The organism is Streptomyces sp. NBC_01465, from assembly GCF_036227325.1.
In the GTDB taxonomy this organism is placed as follows: Bacteria; Actinomycetota; Actinomycetes; order Streptomycetales; family Streptomycetaceae; genus Streptomyces.
On the sequence record NZ_CP109467.1, the window covers coordinates 8,490,776 to 8,504,362 of the forward strand.

Annotated in this window: 13 protein-coding genes; 7 read left to right on the forward strand and 6 right to left on the reverse strand. The window is 69.7% G+C overall.

Annotated elements, in window-relative coordinates; genetic code table 11:
• The first annotated feature begins 20 nt into the window (after positions 1-20).
• The 4 genes from OG707_RS39350 (at position 21) to OG707_RS39365 (ending at position 4,585) form a co-directional block, all read left to right on the forward strand.
• Positions 21-1,559 carry an MFS transporter gene (locus OG707_RS39350; RefSeq protein WP_329126751.1) on the forward strand — a complete coding sequence of 513 codons (1,539 nt, stop codon included), beginning with the start codon at positions 21-23 and terminating at the stop codon, positions 1,557-1,559.
• Between the two features lie 53 nt (positions 1,560-1,612).
• A complete protein-coding gene (locus tag OG707_RS39355; protein ID WP_329126753.1) occupies positions 1,613-2,674 on the forward strand; it encodes an ATP-grasp domain-containing protein in 1,062 nt (353 codons plus the stop codon).
• Positions 2,675-2,829: 155 nt separating this feature from the next.
• Entirely contained in the window at positions 2,830-4,179 is a 1,350-nt protein-coding gene (locus OG707_RS39360) for a phosphatase PAP2 family protein (protein ID WP_329128209.1), read from the forward strand.
• A gap of 52 nt (positions 4,180-4,231) precedes the next feature.
• Positions 4,232-4,585 (forward strand): VOC family protein, encoded by a 354-nt coding sequence (locus OG707_RS39365; RefSeq protein WP_329126754.1) that lies wholly within the window; start codon positions 4,232-4,234, stop codon positions 4,583-4,585.
• On the opposite strand, the gene OG707_RS39370 is transcribed toward OG707_RS39365, so the two are convergent.
• Positions 4,539-5,909 (reverse strand): acyltransferase family protein, encoded by a 1,371-nt coding sequence (locus tag OG707_RS39370; protein WP_329126756.1) that lies wholly within the window; start codon positions 5,907-5,909, stop codon positions 4,539-4,541. The two genes, OG707_RS39365 and OG707_RS39370, sit on opposite strands and share 47 nt — an antisense overlap.
• A gap of 56 nt (positions 5,910-5,965) precedes the next feature.
• Positions 5,966-6,493 carry an NUDIX hydrolase gene (locus tag OG707_RS39375; protein WP_329126757.1) on the reverse strand — a complete coding sequence of 176 codons (528 nt, stop codon included), beginning with the start codon at positions 6,491-6,493 and terminating at the stop codon, positions 5,966-5,968.
• An 80-nt stretch (positions 6,494-6,573) separates the two neighbouring features.
• Between OG707_RS39375 and sigJ the strand changes: the two genes are divergently transcribed.
• Positions 6,574-7,518 carry an RNA polymerase sigma factor SigJ gene (gene sigJ, locus OG707_RS39380; protein ID WP_329126759.1) on the forward strand — a complete coding sequence of 315 codons (945 nt, stop codon included), beginning with the start codon at positions 6,574-6,576 and terminating at the stop codon, positions 7,516-7,518.
• Positions 7,519-7,608: 90 nt separating this feature from the next.
• A complete protein-coding gene (locus tag OG707_RS39385; protein ID WP_329126761.1) occupies positions 7,609-8,805 on the forward strand; it encodes an NAD(P)/FAD-dependent oxidoreductase in 1,197 nt (398 codons plus the stop codon).
• 61 nt (positions 8,806-8,866) lie between these two features.
• Here OG707_RS39385 and OG707_RS39390 read toward each other — a convergent pair whose 3' ends face one another.
• From OG707_RS39390 to OG707_RS39400, 3 genes are read right to left on the reverse strand one after another with little or no spacing between them, the layout of a single operon-like run.
• A complete protein-coding gene (locus tag OG707_RS39390; RefSeq protein WP_329126762.1) occupies positions 8,867-9,280 on the reverse strand; it encodes an SRPBCC family protein in 414 nt (137 codons plus the stop codon).
• Positions 9,277-10,296, reverse strand: coding sequence for an aldo/keto reductase (locus OG707_RS39395; RefSeq protein ID WP_329126763.1), 1,020 nt, complete (start codon positions 10,294-10,296; stop codon positions 9,277-9,279). The genes OG707_RS39390 and OG707_RS39395 overlap by 4 nt, the downstream gene beginning before the upstream one ends.
• 54 nt (positions 10,297-10,350) lie before the next feature.
• Positions 10,351-11,175, reverse strand: coding sequence for an aldo/keto reductase (locus tag OG707_RS39400; RefSeq protein ID WP_329126765.1), 825 nt, complete (start codon positions 11,173-11,175; stop codon positions 10,351-10,353).
• A 113-nt stretch (positions 11,176-11,288) separates the two neighbouring features.
• On the opposite strand from OG707_RS39400, the gene OG707_RS39405 reads away from it, so the two are divergent.
• On the forward strand, positions 11,289-12,311 hold the full coding sequence (locus OG707_RS39405; protein ID WP_329126767.1) for a zinc-binding dehydrogenase: 1,023 nt from the start codon (positions 11,289-11,291) through the stop codon (positions 12,309-12,311).
• Positions 12,312-12,320: 9 nt separating this feature from the next.
• Here the strand turns inward: OG707_RS39405 and OG707_RS39410 are convergent, their stop codons facing one another.
• Entirely contained in the window at positions 12,321-13,568 is a 1,248-nt protein-coding gene (locus OG707_RS39410; RefSeq protein WP_329126769.1) for a beta-ketoacyl-[acyl-carrier-protein] synthase family protein, read from the reverse strand.
• Positions 13,569-13,587 lie beyond the last annotated feature (19 nt).

Genomic DNA, 13,587 nt, shown 5'->3' on the forward strand with positions numbered 1-13,587 from the left:
TGGCGTTTTGAGAGGAACCCATGAGTACGAACCAGCCGGACGCGCGTCAGCTGCGCACCATCCTCATCGCTGTCTCGATCGCGCTGATGGCCGTCATCGCCTCGGTGTCCGGACTGAACGTCGCCCAGACGCACATGGCGGTCGAGTTCGGCGCCTCGCAGAACACGGTTCTGTGGATCATCAACATCTACACCCTGGCCCTGGCCGCACTGCTGCTGCCGCTGGGCGCGATCGGCGACCGTCTGGGCCGCAAGCCCATGCTGATCGCGGGACTTGGCATCTTCGGCGTCGCCAATGTCGTGGCGGGCCTGGCCCCGACCGCCGAGGTCATGATCGCGGCCAGGGTGGCGGGCGGAGTCGGCGCCGCGATGATCATGCCGATCACGCTCGCCGTCATCACCTCCACCTTCCCCGAGGAGCAGCGCGGCAAGGCGATCGGCGTGTGGACGGGCGTAGCCGGAGGCGGCGGCATCCTGGGCATGTTCCTCTCCGCGCTCCTGGTCGACGTCGCGGACTGGCGATGGCTGTTCGTCCTGCCGGTGGCGCTGGTCGTCGTGGCCCTGGCCATGACGCTCAAGGTGGTGCCCAACTCCCGTGAGCGATCGGCCCATTCCTTCGACACCATCGGCGCGCTGGTCTCCACCGTCGCCGTGATCGGCCTCATCTTCGTGCTGCAGGAGGGCCCCGAGCGCGGCTGGACCGCCCCCGTGACGCTGATCAGCCTTGCCGTCGGCCTCATCGCCGCCGTCGCCTTCGTGGCCTGGGAGCTGCACCGCCGCGACGCGTCCCTGCTGGACGTACGCCTTTTCCGGGAGCGCGGCCTGGCCGGCGGTTCCCTCACACTGCTGGTGGTCTTCGGCGTCCAGGCGGGCATCGCCGTGGTCCTGTTCCCGTTCTTCCAGGCCGTGCTCGGCTGGTCGGGCCTGCTGTCCACGGTGGCGATGATGCCCATGGCCGTCATGATGATGGCGGCCTCAGGGCTGGCGCCGAAGGTGACTGCCCGCGTCGGCGCCCGCTCCACCATGGCCGCCGGAATCGCGCTGGCCGGCGTGGGCCTGGTCCTGATGGCCCTCTTCGTCTCCGTGGACGGCGGCTATCCGTCCATGCTGCCGGGCATGCTGGCCATGGGTATCGGAATGGGACTGTCGATGACCCCGTCCACCGAGGCCATCACCGGATCGCTGCCGCGCGAGAAGCAGGGCGTCGCCTCTGCTCTCAACGACGTCACCCGTGAGTTCGGCACCGCACTCGGTGTCGCCCTGCTGGGCGCGCTCCTGGCGACCGGCTACCGCAGCGCCATCGACGGCAAGCTCGACGGCGTCCCCCAGGGAGCTGCAGACACCGCCCGCGAAGGCATCGCCAACGCCGTCGAAGTCTCGGGCAGTACGCCCTCGCACGCGCAGCAGATCGTCCAGGCCGCCCAGCAGTCCTTCGTCGACGGCTGGCAGCAGGCCATGTGGGCCGGAGTCGCGGTCATGGGCGCACTGTTCGTCTACATCGCCCTACGCGGCCCGAAAGACTCCGACCCCGTCTCGGTGTCCAGCAGGCGCCCCAGTTAACGACGTTCGTCAATTGGCATGCCAAGCCTCGTGACCTGCTTCAGTGTTGAGACATGAGATCCGCAAGCGTGTACGCGGCACCCACCGCCCCGCGGCCTCGCATCCTGGTCGTCGGCGGCAGCCCGAAGCATGTACGCAAGGCGCGGGAGCTCGGCCTGGACGTGGTCCTCGCGCAGTTCCCCGATGCGTACGACCGCGATCACTGGCCCTATGTCGATCAGGCACTGCTGCTCGACTACGGCGACACCGACCGGCTCCTGCCGATGGTCCGGGCGTTGCATGCGGCATACCCGTTCCAGGCCGCAGTCTCGCTGTTCGAGCTCGGGCTGCTTCCGGCGGCCAGGATCAACGAGGCGCTCGGTCTCGGTGGTGAATCCGTCGCCACCGTGGAGCTGCTGCTGGACAAGTGGCAGATGCGCCGGGAGCTGACCGCGAAGGGGATCAGCCCCGTGGCCTCCGCGGTCGGCCGATCCGCGCAGGACGTCCGGGCGTTCGTGGCGGCGCACGGGCTCCCGGTCATCGTCAAGCCGATCCGCGAATCGGGCAGCCTGGGGATCTTCCGTATCCACGACCGTGCCGACGTGGACGCGGTCGCCGACCGGTTCCGTTCCCTCGGCGACCGGCACTGGGACGCCAGGGATCTGACGGGGACCGACTCCTTCGACGAGTTCCTCATGGAGGACACGGAGGTCAAGCTGACCTCGCGCGGACCGCGGATCATCGAGTCGCACAACCGCATCGGCGGTGACCGGATCAACGAACTGGCCGAGATCGCCTACGGCGTCGACATGGAGCGCTACGCACTCGGCGCAGGGTTCGGCCTGGTGGAACCGCTGACCGCGTCGCCGGAACCGCGAGGCGGAGCGGCCGTCCGCTTCCTTACGCCGGAGCCCGGACGGGTCGTGGAAGTGACCGGCGTCGACGCCGTACGCGCGGACCCGGCATGCGCCGACCTCCAACTCGATCTACGGCCCGGCGACGTGGTGCCACCGCTGACCTGGAACGAGGACAAGGTCGGTCATGTCGTTGCCCGCGGCACCACTGCCGCCGAAGCGATCGCCCACAGCAGACGCCTGGCCGAGACGATCCTCATACGCACCGAACCCGTCGTATGAGCCGCTTGCACCTCTCCGATAACATGATCGAACTCACGACCGCGTTCTGCCCGCCCGTCTGACAAATAGGCCCGAAATTGACACTCGAAACTTCGCGAATACTTTCGCGTATAAGGCGCGGGGCGATCTCCGTCGCACCGCGTGAGCCACGGGCGATCCTGTGGGCCACCGCGGGCGTGGCCGTGCTCGGATTCCTGATCGCGCTCGAGATTTCCGCGCGCCACTACGGGATTCCGGGGCCCCTCACAAATCAGGCGCAAGAGGTGATATTCGCACCCAAGTCGGGGCCGCTGCTTTATGCCGGTCTGGCATTGATGATGGTGGTGCTCACCTGGCGGCAACGACTCATTGCGGCCGGTACCGCGCTCGGAATCGACGCTGTTTTCAATCTCGTGCGGTGGGCGCTCGGAGTCGGACCGAGTTTCGGCAACGGCGCGTTGTGGGTGATTCTGGGCTGCGCCGTCATCGCGATGACGCGCCTGATCGGCAGCGAACGCCTCCTGATGCTGAAAGGCGTCGGACTCGGCCTGCTGCTGGTGGCCGGCCACAAGACCGGCGACACCTGGCTGCTGATCACGTCGGAGACACGCCCTTCGGTGCTCGACCCGTACGTGGCAACCGCCGATCACGCCCTGGGCAATCCGTCGTGGCTGGTGGGCCGGCTCGTGGAGTCGACCGGCTCGATCGGTTCCCACACACTTCACGTCGTCTACGGTCAACTCCCGCTGGCAGCAGCCCTCATCGCTCTCTACCAGCTGCGCAACGTGGCGGTCGAACGCCGCTTCCCGCGCCACCACCTGGTACGCACCTTCCTGGTGATAGGCCTGCTCGGACCGGCTGTCTACATGCTCTTCCCGGTGGTCGGGCCGATCTTCGCGTACGGAGCCGACGGCGGGCACTGGGCGGTGGCCAATGTGTGGCCGGACACCGCACCGGTGATCAGTGCCGCTCCGTATCCGATCCCGTTCGACGAAATCACCCCCCGCAACTGCATGCCCAGCCTGCACACGGCGTGGGCCACCTCGCTCTTCATTCATTCCCGCAAGGGCTCACGGATGATGCGCTGCGCAGGAGCGTTCTGGTTGATTGCGACGCTCACCGCGACACTGGGATTCGGCTACCACTACGGCTCGGATCTCATTGTCGGCGTGGTGTTCGCGCTCACGGTCGAGGCGGCGATGCGCGCATTCGACCGCGGCTGGGACTGGTCGGCGATTCGGCTGATCGCCTATGGTTCGACGGTATTCGTTCTGTGCCTTGTGGCTTACCGGTATCTGCCGATGGTGATGGCCGAGAACCCGTGGGTGTTCGGTCCGCTTCTGGTTGTTGCGATGATTTCGGTTGTCTACGGCTATGTACGGACCACCGGATCGTGGGACACGGAATCCGCGCAGGCGGGGCAGTCCGAAGGGCGCCTCGTCCCGTCGCTCCTGGTGCCCGCCCAGACCGCTTCGGATCCCACCCGGGTCTCTCTCATCGGCGCACGGAACCGCCCGCCCGTCTGACCGCTGGTGTGGCGCCGCCAGGTCCGGCCGACCGTCCTGCCAGGATGGCGGAATGGAACGTGTGCTTGGAATCGGCGGGTACTTCGTGCGGGCAGCCGACCCGGCAGCCCTGGGCGCCTGGTATCGCGACTGCCTGGGACTGGATGCCGACGAGCACGGTCTGTGGCGTCAGGGCGCCGGGCCGACCGTGTTCGCGACGTTCGAGTCGAAGACCGACTACCTCGGCTCCCGTGGTCAGCAGACCATGCTGAACTTCCGGGTCCGCGACCTGGACGCGATGCTCGCGCAGCTGCGCTCCAAAGGAGCGGACGTGGCCGACGAGACGCAGGACATGGACGGTGTCGGCCGGTTCGGGTGGGTCACCGATCCCGAGGGGAACCGGGTCGAGCTGTGGCAGGCAGCCTGACCACGCCTTCGCTGGGCTGTACTTCCCCGTCCGCTTCCTCGACGCGGGGTCGCACCGGCCTGCGGCGGGGTGCCATCAGCAGGGCCGTACCGAGTGCCAGGCCCAGCGTGGGCAGCAGCGGAAACCGGCCCTCGTACGCGAAACCCTGGACGGCGAAGCGGGTCAGAGCGGCGACGCTCGCCGCGAGACCGAGCCACAACTGCCAGGGGCGGTACGCCTCACCGGCCGCCAGGGTGCGCTCGTACACGTGCATCAGCCCGTACTCCAGCGGCCTGAGCGCCAGCAGGACCCCGGCCAGTACGACACCGAGCACCAGCAGCCACGGCACCCTCAGTCCCCACCACGCCGGGGACCCGAAGGAAGGTTCCGGCGCGAGCCCGGTCAGGTAGAACGCGGCGGCGACGACCAGCACCGGCAGCATGTGCCAGAGGTAGAGCGTCATGCTCGCGCCGCCCACGGGGCGCACCACCTTCCATATGCGGGCCCGGCCCAGCAGCCGCCGGAGCGCCGGCGCGACGAGCAGGCACAGACCGACCTGGGCCACCGCCCACGCCAGCATCGCCGCCGACGGCGGATTGGTGTTGCTGGGGTCCTGGCCCGTCACCATGATCAGGCTCACCGGAAACGGCCCGACCGTGATCAGCGCCGCGAAGGCCAGCCCACCGACGGCCGCCATCGTGGCCGGTACGGGGCGGCGCTCCGTGAGCAGGCCGTCGTGCCAGCAGAAGCCGAGCTGGTAGGCCACGCCCCACACGAGCACGTAGTTGAGCAGCCCGATGTACGGGGCGTGCACCGCGACCACCAGCGTGTCGGCCGCCAGCGCGGCTGCTCCCAGGGCCACGGGGACCAGGAGTCCCCAGCGCCGGTGGGCCGCGTGAAGTGCCGGAGTCAGGGCGCTGAGGAGCAGATACACGGGCAGGAACCAGAACTGCATCGCCATGGCCCACCCCACCAGCGCGAGGGTGTCGCGATCCACGCGGACGGCCGAGCAGACCCCCACGGCGAGCAGCACGAGAGCGCTGTACGCGGCGGCCGGGAGGAGCAGCCTCAACGCCCGCCGCCCCACCCACCCGGCTGCCGATCCGCCTGCTTCATGAGCCCTTGCCCATGAGCCGCCCGCCGCATGGCCGCCGGCGAGGAAGAACAGCGGCATGATCTGGAATCCCAGGGTCAGCCACTGGGTCCAGGGGACGGTCGCCAGCAGCTCCGGCGCGGTGATCTCCCCGCCCGGCTCCCGGACCAGGGCGGTGATCAGCCAATGCCCGAGTACGACAAGGACGATCGCCCACGCGCGCAGGAAGTCGACGTACCGGTCTCTGCTCATGGTGCGTGATGTTGCCGCAGCGCGGAGATGACGGAGGTGGGAAGGCGAGGCCGTAATCAATCCGTGGCTGGGGCGACGCCGTGCCGTTCCACGGCGATGGACGCGGCGAACTCCCTCATCCTGAGGCGGTCTTCGGGGAAGTACCCCTGCCAGGCCTCACCCAGCGGCAGCCATGCCACGGGCTGCCCGGCCTCCGGAACCAGCGTCGTCGACCGGTCGACGACTGCTGCGAAGCTCACGCCCATCGTGGCCGACCAGTCCGCGTGGTACGAGCGGACGGTGACGGCCGCCGGGACGGCGAGGAGCTCGGCTCTGACACCGGTCTCCTCCCACAGTTCACGGGCCGCCGCCTCCCGGGGCGTCTCGCCCGGATCAACGCTTCCACCCGGTGCGACCCATCCGCGCCAGCGGTGGTCGACCAACAGGACATGCGTCAGGCCGGGGTCGAAGACCCAGACATCGGCCGCCAGCGGTGCGGTCGCCGTCCGTGCCGAGCTCGCGAGCCAGGCACGGGCGTTGTCGTACTCCGCCGCTGCCTCCCGGGCATCCAGGGCGGCGGCGTCCAAGGTTCGTTTCCCGATCATCTGGGCAACGTACGCCGGGCCACTGACAATCGCCGGGCCCTCAACGGCCCTTGTCCGTGGTGCGAGTTAAGATCCTGGTCATGCCGCTGAACATGAAGGACGTGGACCGTTTCGGGGCTTCTGTGCCCCGTCTGGAAGCCATTGCGTACCGGCTTCTCGGATCCGCGAGTGAGGCGGAGGACGCGGTCCAGGAGACGTTCCTGCGCTGGCAGGCCGCGGACGTCGACCGTATCGAGGTCCCCGAGGCCTGGCTGACGAAGGTCCTCACCAACCTGTGCCTCAACCAGCTCGCGTCGGCCCGCGCCCGGCGCGAGACGTACGTGGGGCACTGGCTCCCCGAGCCGCTGCTCGAAGGGGACTCGATGCTCGGCCCGGCCGACACCGTCGAGCAGCGCGAATCGGTCTCGTACGCGGTCCTCGTCCTCATGGAGCGCCTGTCGCCCAACGAGCGGGCGGTGTACGTGCTGCGCGAGGCCTTCACCTACTCGCACCGGGAGATCGCCGAGATCCTCGACATCACCGAGGCGGCCAGCCAGCAGATCTTCCACCGCGCGAAGAAGCACATTGCGGACGGGAAGTCCCGCACCGAGATCGACGAGGCGGCCGCCAAGCGGATCGTCGAGGAGTTCCTCGCGGCTGCCACGACCGGCCGGACCGAGCCGCTCGTACGGCTGCTCACCGACGATGCCATCTCGATCGGGGACGGCGGCGGCAAGATCCCGGCCCGGACGAAGGCGTTCGAGGGTGCCGTCGCGGTCGCGAAGTTCATGCGGGGCCTGTTCAAGCCCAGCGTGGCCAAACGCTCCCTGGTCGGCGGCTCTCCGGAGGTCTACATCTCGACCGCCAACGGAGCCCCCGCCGTTGTGGCCGTGTTCGAGGGCCAGGTCGTCGGCGTTCTCTGCCTGGAGATCACCGACGAGGGCATCGCCGCGTTCCGCAACCAGGTCAACCCCGACAAGCTGGGACGCGCGTCCCGTCGGTGGGCGGCCACCGGCCACGGGGAACCCCTGTTCAACGCCTTCTGATGCCGGTGTGACGTGCTTCACATCGAGGTCTGTCAGGAATCGGCGGGCTGTCCGGTTCAAGTGTCGAGACCGCGAGACAGGAGCCCAGACATGCAGCATCGCATCATTGTCCTCGGAGCCGGATACGCCGGAGCCAGCGCCGCCGGGCGCCTCGCCAAGCGAGTGCAGCGCGAGGATGTCGCCATCACCCTCGTCAACGCCGAACCCGACTTCGTCGAGCGCGTCCGTATGCACCAGCTCGCGGCCGGCCAGGACCTCGCGCCCCGCCCCCTGAGCGACATGGTCGCGGGCACCGGCGTCGAGCTGAAGATCGCGAAGGTCACCGGCGTCGACGTCGAGCGGAAGACCGTCGCCGTGAGCGGTGCGCAAGGGACCGAGGAGCTGGAGTACGACAGCCTCGTGTACGCCCTGGGCAGCGGCTGGAATGACCAGGGCGTGCCCGGCGTCGCCGAGCACGCCCACCAGATCGCGAGCCGCCCCGGAGCACTGAGGCTTCGCGAGCACCTGGCCGGCCTGGGCGCAGGACAGCCCGTGGTCGTCGTCGGCGGCGGCCTCACCGGCGTGGAGGCCGCGAGCGAGATCGCCGAGGCCCGCCCGGACCTCGACGTCGCCATCGCCGTCCGCGGCGGGCTCGGCGACTGGCTCTCGCCCAAGGGGCGCGGGCACCTGCGGAAGGTCTTCGACAAGCTCGGCATCACCGTCCACGAGCAGACCGACGTCACCGCCGTGGAGGCCGGCCGGATCGCCACCGCCGACGGCGCCTTCGTCCCGAGCGCGGCCACCGTCTGGACCACCGGCTTCGCGGTCCACCCGATCGCACAGGCCACCACCCTGGAGGTCAGCGGTACGGGCCAGATCATGGTCGACGGGACGATGCGCTCGCACTCGCACCCGGACGTGTACGCCGTCGGCGACGCGGGCATGGCCATGGGCCCCGGCGACAAGCCGCTGCGGATGTCGTGCGCATCGGGCACCCCCATGGCCTGGCAGGCCGCGGACTCCCTCGCGGCACGCCTGACCGGCGGCAAGCTCCCGAAGACACCGCTGCGCTACTTCAACCAGTGCATCTCGCTGGGACGCAAGGAAGGCCTCATCCAGTACGTCACCGCCGACGACCGGGCCGTCAAGGCGGCCCTGACCGGGCGCCTCGCCGCCGTCTACAAGGAACTGATCTGCAAGAGCGCGGCCTGGGCCGTCGCCAACCCGACGCTCGCGATGCCGACCCGGGCCCGCCGGGTCGTGCGAGCGCAGCCCGAGGTGGGCACCGCCGTCAAGGTGCAGGCCTGACACGTGCGCGAGGGGCGCCCGCAGTACGCGGGCGCCCCTCGCATGTGCTGCATGACCGGGCTCAGGCGGCCAGCGTCTGCTCCAGAGCGGCGAGTCCGTCACGGTAGATGCCCTCGAAGAGGGCGACCGCCTCGGCGTCGCTGACACCGTCCGGGGTGAAGCTGCCCGACCACTCGACCCGCGCCCCGTCGGCGCCGCGGTCGAGAACCGTGAGCGTGGACCGGTAGCCCGTGACTGGGAAGGGCGCCCGGGCGATGGAGTACTCGTAGCTGCGCGCCGAGGCGTCGAAGGATTCGAGGCGTTCGACGATGACACCGCCCTCGGCGTTGGTGAGCGTACGCACGCGGCCGCCCTCACCGAGCAGGCTCTCCGTGATGTACGGCAGCCAGTCCGGCAGGGAGCCGAAGCCGCCGATGAGCTGCCAGACGCGGTCGGCGCTCTGCGGGACGTCGAGGGTGACGACGGTGGAGCTCATGAGGCGTCCTTCACGGGAACCGGTGCGTCGTGCGCGATGAGCTGCTGGTCGCGCAGGGACTTCCAGAAGGCGTACGGGACGTCCTCGGTGAGGGCGCCGAGGTCCTCGGCGATACGGCTGGGCCGGGTCGCGCCGGGAATGGCGGCGGCGACGGCCGGGTGCGCCAGGACGAACTGCAGGGCGGCGGACTTGATGCCGATCCCGTGCTCCTGCGCCAGCCCCTTGATGCGGCCCACCTTCTCGACGATGTCGGCCGGAGCCTCGGCGTATTCGAAGTGGCTGCCACCGGCGAGGATGCCGGAGCTGTAGGGGCCGCCGACGACGATGTCGACGCCCCGCTCGGCCGCCGCGGGCAGCAGGCGCTGCAGGGCGCGCGAGTGGTCGAGCAGCGTGTAGCGGCCCGCGAGGAGGAACGCGTCGGGGCGCGGCTCGTCGAGGTCCAGCGTCATCTCCAGCGGCTCGACCTTGTTGACGCCGAGGCCCCAGGCCTTGATGACGCCCTCCTCGCGCAGCCGGGTCAGGGCGCGGAAGGCTCCGGTACGGGCGCTCTCGTACACGCCGACCCAGTCGTCGCCGTAGAAGTCCTGGGCGACGTCGTGGACCCAGACGATGTCGAGACGGTCGGTGCGCAGCCGCTTGAGGCTGTCCTCGACGGAGCGCAGGGTGGCGTCGGCGCTGTAGTCGTTGACCATCTTGTTCGGGCGGCCGTGCTCGAACAGGGCGCCCTTCTCGCCGAGTTCACGGCTCGCGGGGTCCTCGACCTCGTCGAGGATGACGCGGCCGACCTTGGTGGACAGCACGTACTCGTCGCGGGGCTTGTCGGCGAGGACGTCGCCGAGACGGATCTCGGCGAGACCGGCGCCGTACAGCGGTGCGGTGTCGAAGTAGCGGATGCCCTGGTCCCAGGCGGCCTGCACGGTGGCGGCGGCCTCTTCGTCGGGGATGGCGCGGAACATGTTGCCGAGGGGTGCGGTGCCGAAGCCGATGCGGCCGGGCAGCAGGGAACGGATGCTCATGGTGGTGCCTCGATCGTGACTGCGTGGGGGTGGGGGAGTGGCGTCCTGAAGACGTCAGTTGAGGGTGTCGGGGTCCGGGCCGGTGCGCATGCCGCGGTCCAGGGCGGTGAGCGCGTCGATGTCGGCGGCGCTCAGCTCGAAGTCGAAGACGTCGAGGTTCTCGTGGATGCGGGCCTCGGTCACCGACTTGGGGATGACCACGTTGCCGGTCTGCAGGTGCCAGCGCAGGACGACCTGGGCCGGGCTCTTGCCGTGCTTCGCGGCGATGGAGGTGACCGCTTCGTCTGCCAGGACGGCGCCCTGGGCGAGCGGGCTCCAGGCCTCGGTGGCGATGCCGTGCCGGGCGTGGAACGCGCGCAACTCCCGCTGCTGGAGGCCCGGGTGGAGCTCGATCTGGTTGACGGCCGGCACGACCGAGGCGCTGTCCAGCAGGCGCTCCAGGTGTGCGGGCTGGAAGTTGGAGACGCCGATGGCGCGGGTGCGCCCGTCGGCGTACAGCTTCTCCAGGGCGCGCCAGGTGTCGAGGTAGAGGTCGCGGGCCGGGGTCGGCCAGTGGATCAGGTACAGGTCGACGTGGTCGAGCCCGAGCTTGTCCAGGGAGGAGTCGAAGGCGGCGAGCGTGGCGTCGTAGCCCTGGTCGGCATTCCACAGCTTGGTGGTGACGAACAGCTCGTCGCGGGCGATCTGGGAGTCGGCGAGCGCCTTGCCGACGCCCCGCTCGTTGCCGTAGATCGCGGCGGTGTCGATGCTGCGGTAGCCGGCGCGCAGGGCGCTGCCGACGGCGGAGGTGGTCTCCTCGTCGGGCACCTGGAAGACACCGAAGCCGAGCTGCGGCATGGTGACGCCGTTGTTGAGAGTGATGCGGGGGACGGAGCTCATGGTGATCACGTACTCTCTGGAGGCATGTGCGGTAGCGCCTTACAAGCGTCAACAATAATTGCAGACGCGGGTTAATTGCAAACGCAGCATATTGGCGGCGCTACCGTGGGCGCATGGCACCGATGCGCAGGCCGATGACGCCCCCACCGACCTCCATGCGCGCCGTCCGGCTCTCCGCACCCGGTCCCGTGGACAACCTGCGGCTGACCACCCTCCCGCTCCCGCCCGAGCGGGACGGCTGGGTGCGCATCCGCGTCGAGGCCTTCGGTCTCAACCGCTCCGAACTGAAGCTCCGGTTGGGGCTGAGCGTGGGCGTCACGTTTCCCCGCGTGCCGGGTATCGAGGCCGCGGGCACCGTCGACGCGGCCCCGGCCGGCAGTGGGCTGGCTCCCGGGCAGAAGGTCGTCGCCATGATGGGGGACATGGGCCGCACCTTCGACGGAGGCTATGCCGAGTACACGTCGGTACCGCTGTCCCAGGTCATCCCCGTCGACACCGATCTGCCCTGGGAGGTGCTGGGCGCCCTGCCCGAGATGGTGCAGACCGCGTACGGCTCGCTCACTGTCGGCCTGGACCTGAAGCCGGGCCAGACCGTGCTGATCCGGGGCGGCACCTCCTCGGTGGGCCTTGCCGCTGCCGCCCTGGCCGCATGGCGCGGCGCGTCCGTACTCTCCACCACCCGGCGCGCCGACCGCCTCGCCTCGCTCAAGGCGCACGGCGTCGACCACCCGCTGCTCGACACCGGCGAGGTCGCGCCCGCCGTACGCGAACTTTTTCCGGAGGGCGTCGACGCCGCACTCGATCTCGTCGGTACGCCGACCCTGCCCGACACCTTGCGCGCAGTACGCGTGCACGGCACGGGCTGCTTCGGCGGCAGCCTCTCCAACCAGTGGACGGTGCGGGACTTCTCCCCGAACGAGTACCTGCCGAGGGGCGTACGCCTGGCGGGGTACTTCGGAGACGCCTCCGACCTGCCACAGGAGGTCTTCCAGGAGATCGTCGACGCGGTCGCGGCCGGCGATCTGACCTTCCCGGTGGACCGCGTGTACGACGGCCTGGAGCAGGTGCCGCAGGCGCACGACGACATGGAGCACGACCGCGCCACGGGCAAACTCGTCGTCCGCGTCCGGCAGTAGGCCTCAGGCTCAGCGGCTGGTCTCCTCTGGTCCCACCGTGCGGGTCGTGGTGAAGACGAGGCTGACGTTGTGCCCGCCGAACCCGAACGAGTTGGCCAGCGCGGCAGACCACCGACCGGTGCGCCGCTCGCCGCTCACGACGTCCAGCTCCACGCGCGGATCGAGTTCGTCGAGGTTCCGCGTGGCCGGCACTGTGCCGTCCCGGAGCGCGAGCAGAGCTGCGATGGCGCCCACCGTTCCGGACGCCCCCATCATGTGACCCGTCATCGACTTCGTCGCCGTCACTGCGGCGTGGGTGCCGATCGCACGGCCGATCGCCTCGGCCTCCGCCAGGTCACCGGACTCCGTCGAGGTGGCGTGTGCGTGCACGACGCCGATGTCCGCCGGGGTCAAGTCGGCGTCGCGCAAAGCCAGTTCCATGGCGAAGACCTGGCCTTCCGCGTCGGAGGCCGAGATGTGGTTCGCGCTCGAACTCACGGCGCTGCCGGCCAGCGCGCCGTACGTACGCGCTCCACGGCCCCGGGCGAACTCGGCACGCTCCAGCACCATCATTCCCGCACCCTCGCCCATGACGAACCCGGACCGCTTGACGTCGAACGGGCGGGACACGGACTCAGGGTCCACGGACTGCGTCGACAGAGCCTTCATCTGGGCGAACGCCGCGAGGGTGAAGGGGTGCAGGCACGCCTCCACCCCACCCGCGACCACCACGTCCACCCGCCCGCTCCGGATCAGATCCTGCCCCAGGGCGAGAGCCTCCGCCCCGGACGCACAGGCGCTCACCGGAGTCCTGGCGCCTCCCTTCGCGCCCAGGTCCATGCTCACCCAGGCAGCGGGACCGTTGGGCATCAGCATGGGGACCGTGAACGGTGACATCCGGCGAATCCCGGCGCGTTCGAAGATGTCGTCCTGCCCCAAGGTGGTCAGGACGCCACCGGTCCCCGTACCGATGACGACGGCGAATCGTTCCGGCTCGACCTCGGGCGCACCGGCGTCCTGCCAGGCTTCGCGCGCACTGAGGACAGCGACCTGCTCACCGCGGTCCAGCTTCCTGGCCTCCGTCCTCGGAAGGAGGGAGGCAGGGTCCACCGTGAGCCCGGCCGCAACGTGCACGGGCAGGTCCGCGGCCCACTCCTCCTCCAGGAATCGCACCCCCGACTTGCCGTCCAGCAGCCCGGACCACGACGACGGAGCATCCGCTCCCAGTGGTGTCATCGCGCCGACGCCCGTCACCAGCACATGATCGTTACGGGTCACGCGAGCCTCCTCGAATTGT

Bases quoted from the DNA above. Each gene is read 5' to 3' on its own strand.
- OG707_RS39385 (WP_329126761.1), top strand. From the start codon at position 7,609: ATGCAGCATCGCATCATTGTCCTCGGAGCCGGATACGCCGGAGCCAGC.
- OG707_RS39405 (WP_329126767.1), top strand. From the start codon at position 11,289: ATGGCACCGATGCGCAGGCCGATGACGCCCCCACCGACCTCCATGCGC.
- OG707_RS39355 (WP_329126753.1), top strand. From the start codon at position 1,613: ATGAGATCCGCAAGCGTGTACGCGGCACCCACCGCCCCGCGGCCTCGC.
- OG707_RS39365 (WP_329126754.1), top strand. From the start codon at position 4,232: ATGGAACGTGTGCTTGGAATCGGCGGGTACTTCGTGCGGGCAGCCGAC.
- OG707_RS39400 (WP_329126765.1), bottom strand. From the start codon at position 11,175: ATGAGCTCCGTCCCCCGCATCACTCTCAACAACGGCGTCACCATGCCG.
- OG707_RS39375 (WP_329126757.1), bottom strand. From the start codon at position 6,493: ATGATCGGGAAACGAACCTTGGACGCCGCCGCCCTGGATGCCCGGGAG.
- OG707_RS39390 (WP_329126762.1), bottom strand. From the start codon at position 9,280: ATGAGCTCCACCGTCGTCACCCTCGACGTCCCGCAGAGCGCCGACCGC.
- OG707_RS39370 (WP_329126756.1), bottom strand. From the start codon at position 5,909: ATGAGCAGAGACCGGTACGTCGACTTCCTGCGCGCGTGGGCGATCGTC.
- OG707_RS39350 (WP_329126751.1), top strand. From the start codon at position 21: ATGAGTACGAACCAGCCGGACGCGCGTCAGCTGCGCACCATCCTCATC.
- OG707_RS39395 (WP_329126763.1), bottom strand. From the start codon at position 10,296: ATGAGCATCCGTTCCCTGCTGCCCGGCCGCATCGGCTTCGGCACCGCA.
- sigJ (WP_329126759.1), top strand. From the start codon at position 6,574: ATGCCGCTGAACATGAAGGACGTGGACCGTTTCGGGGCTTCTGTGCCC.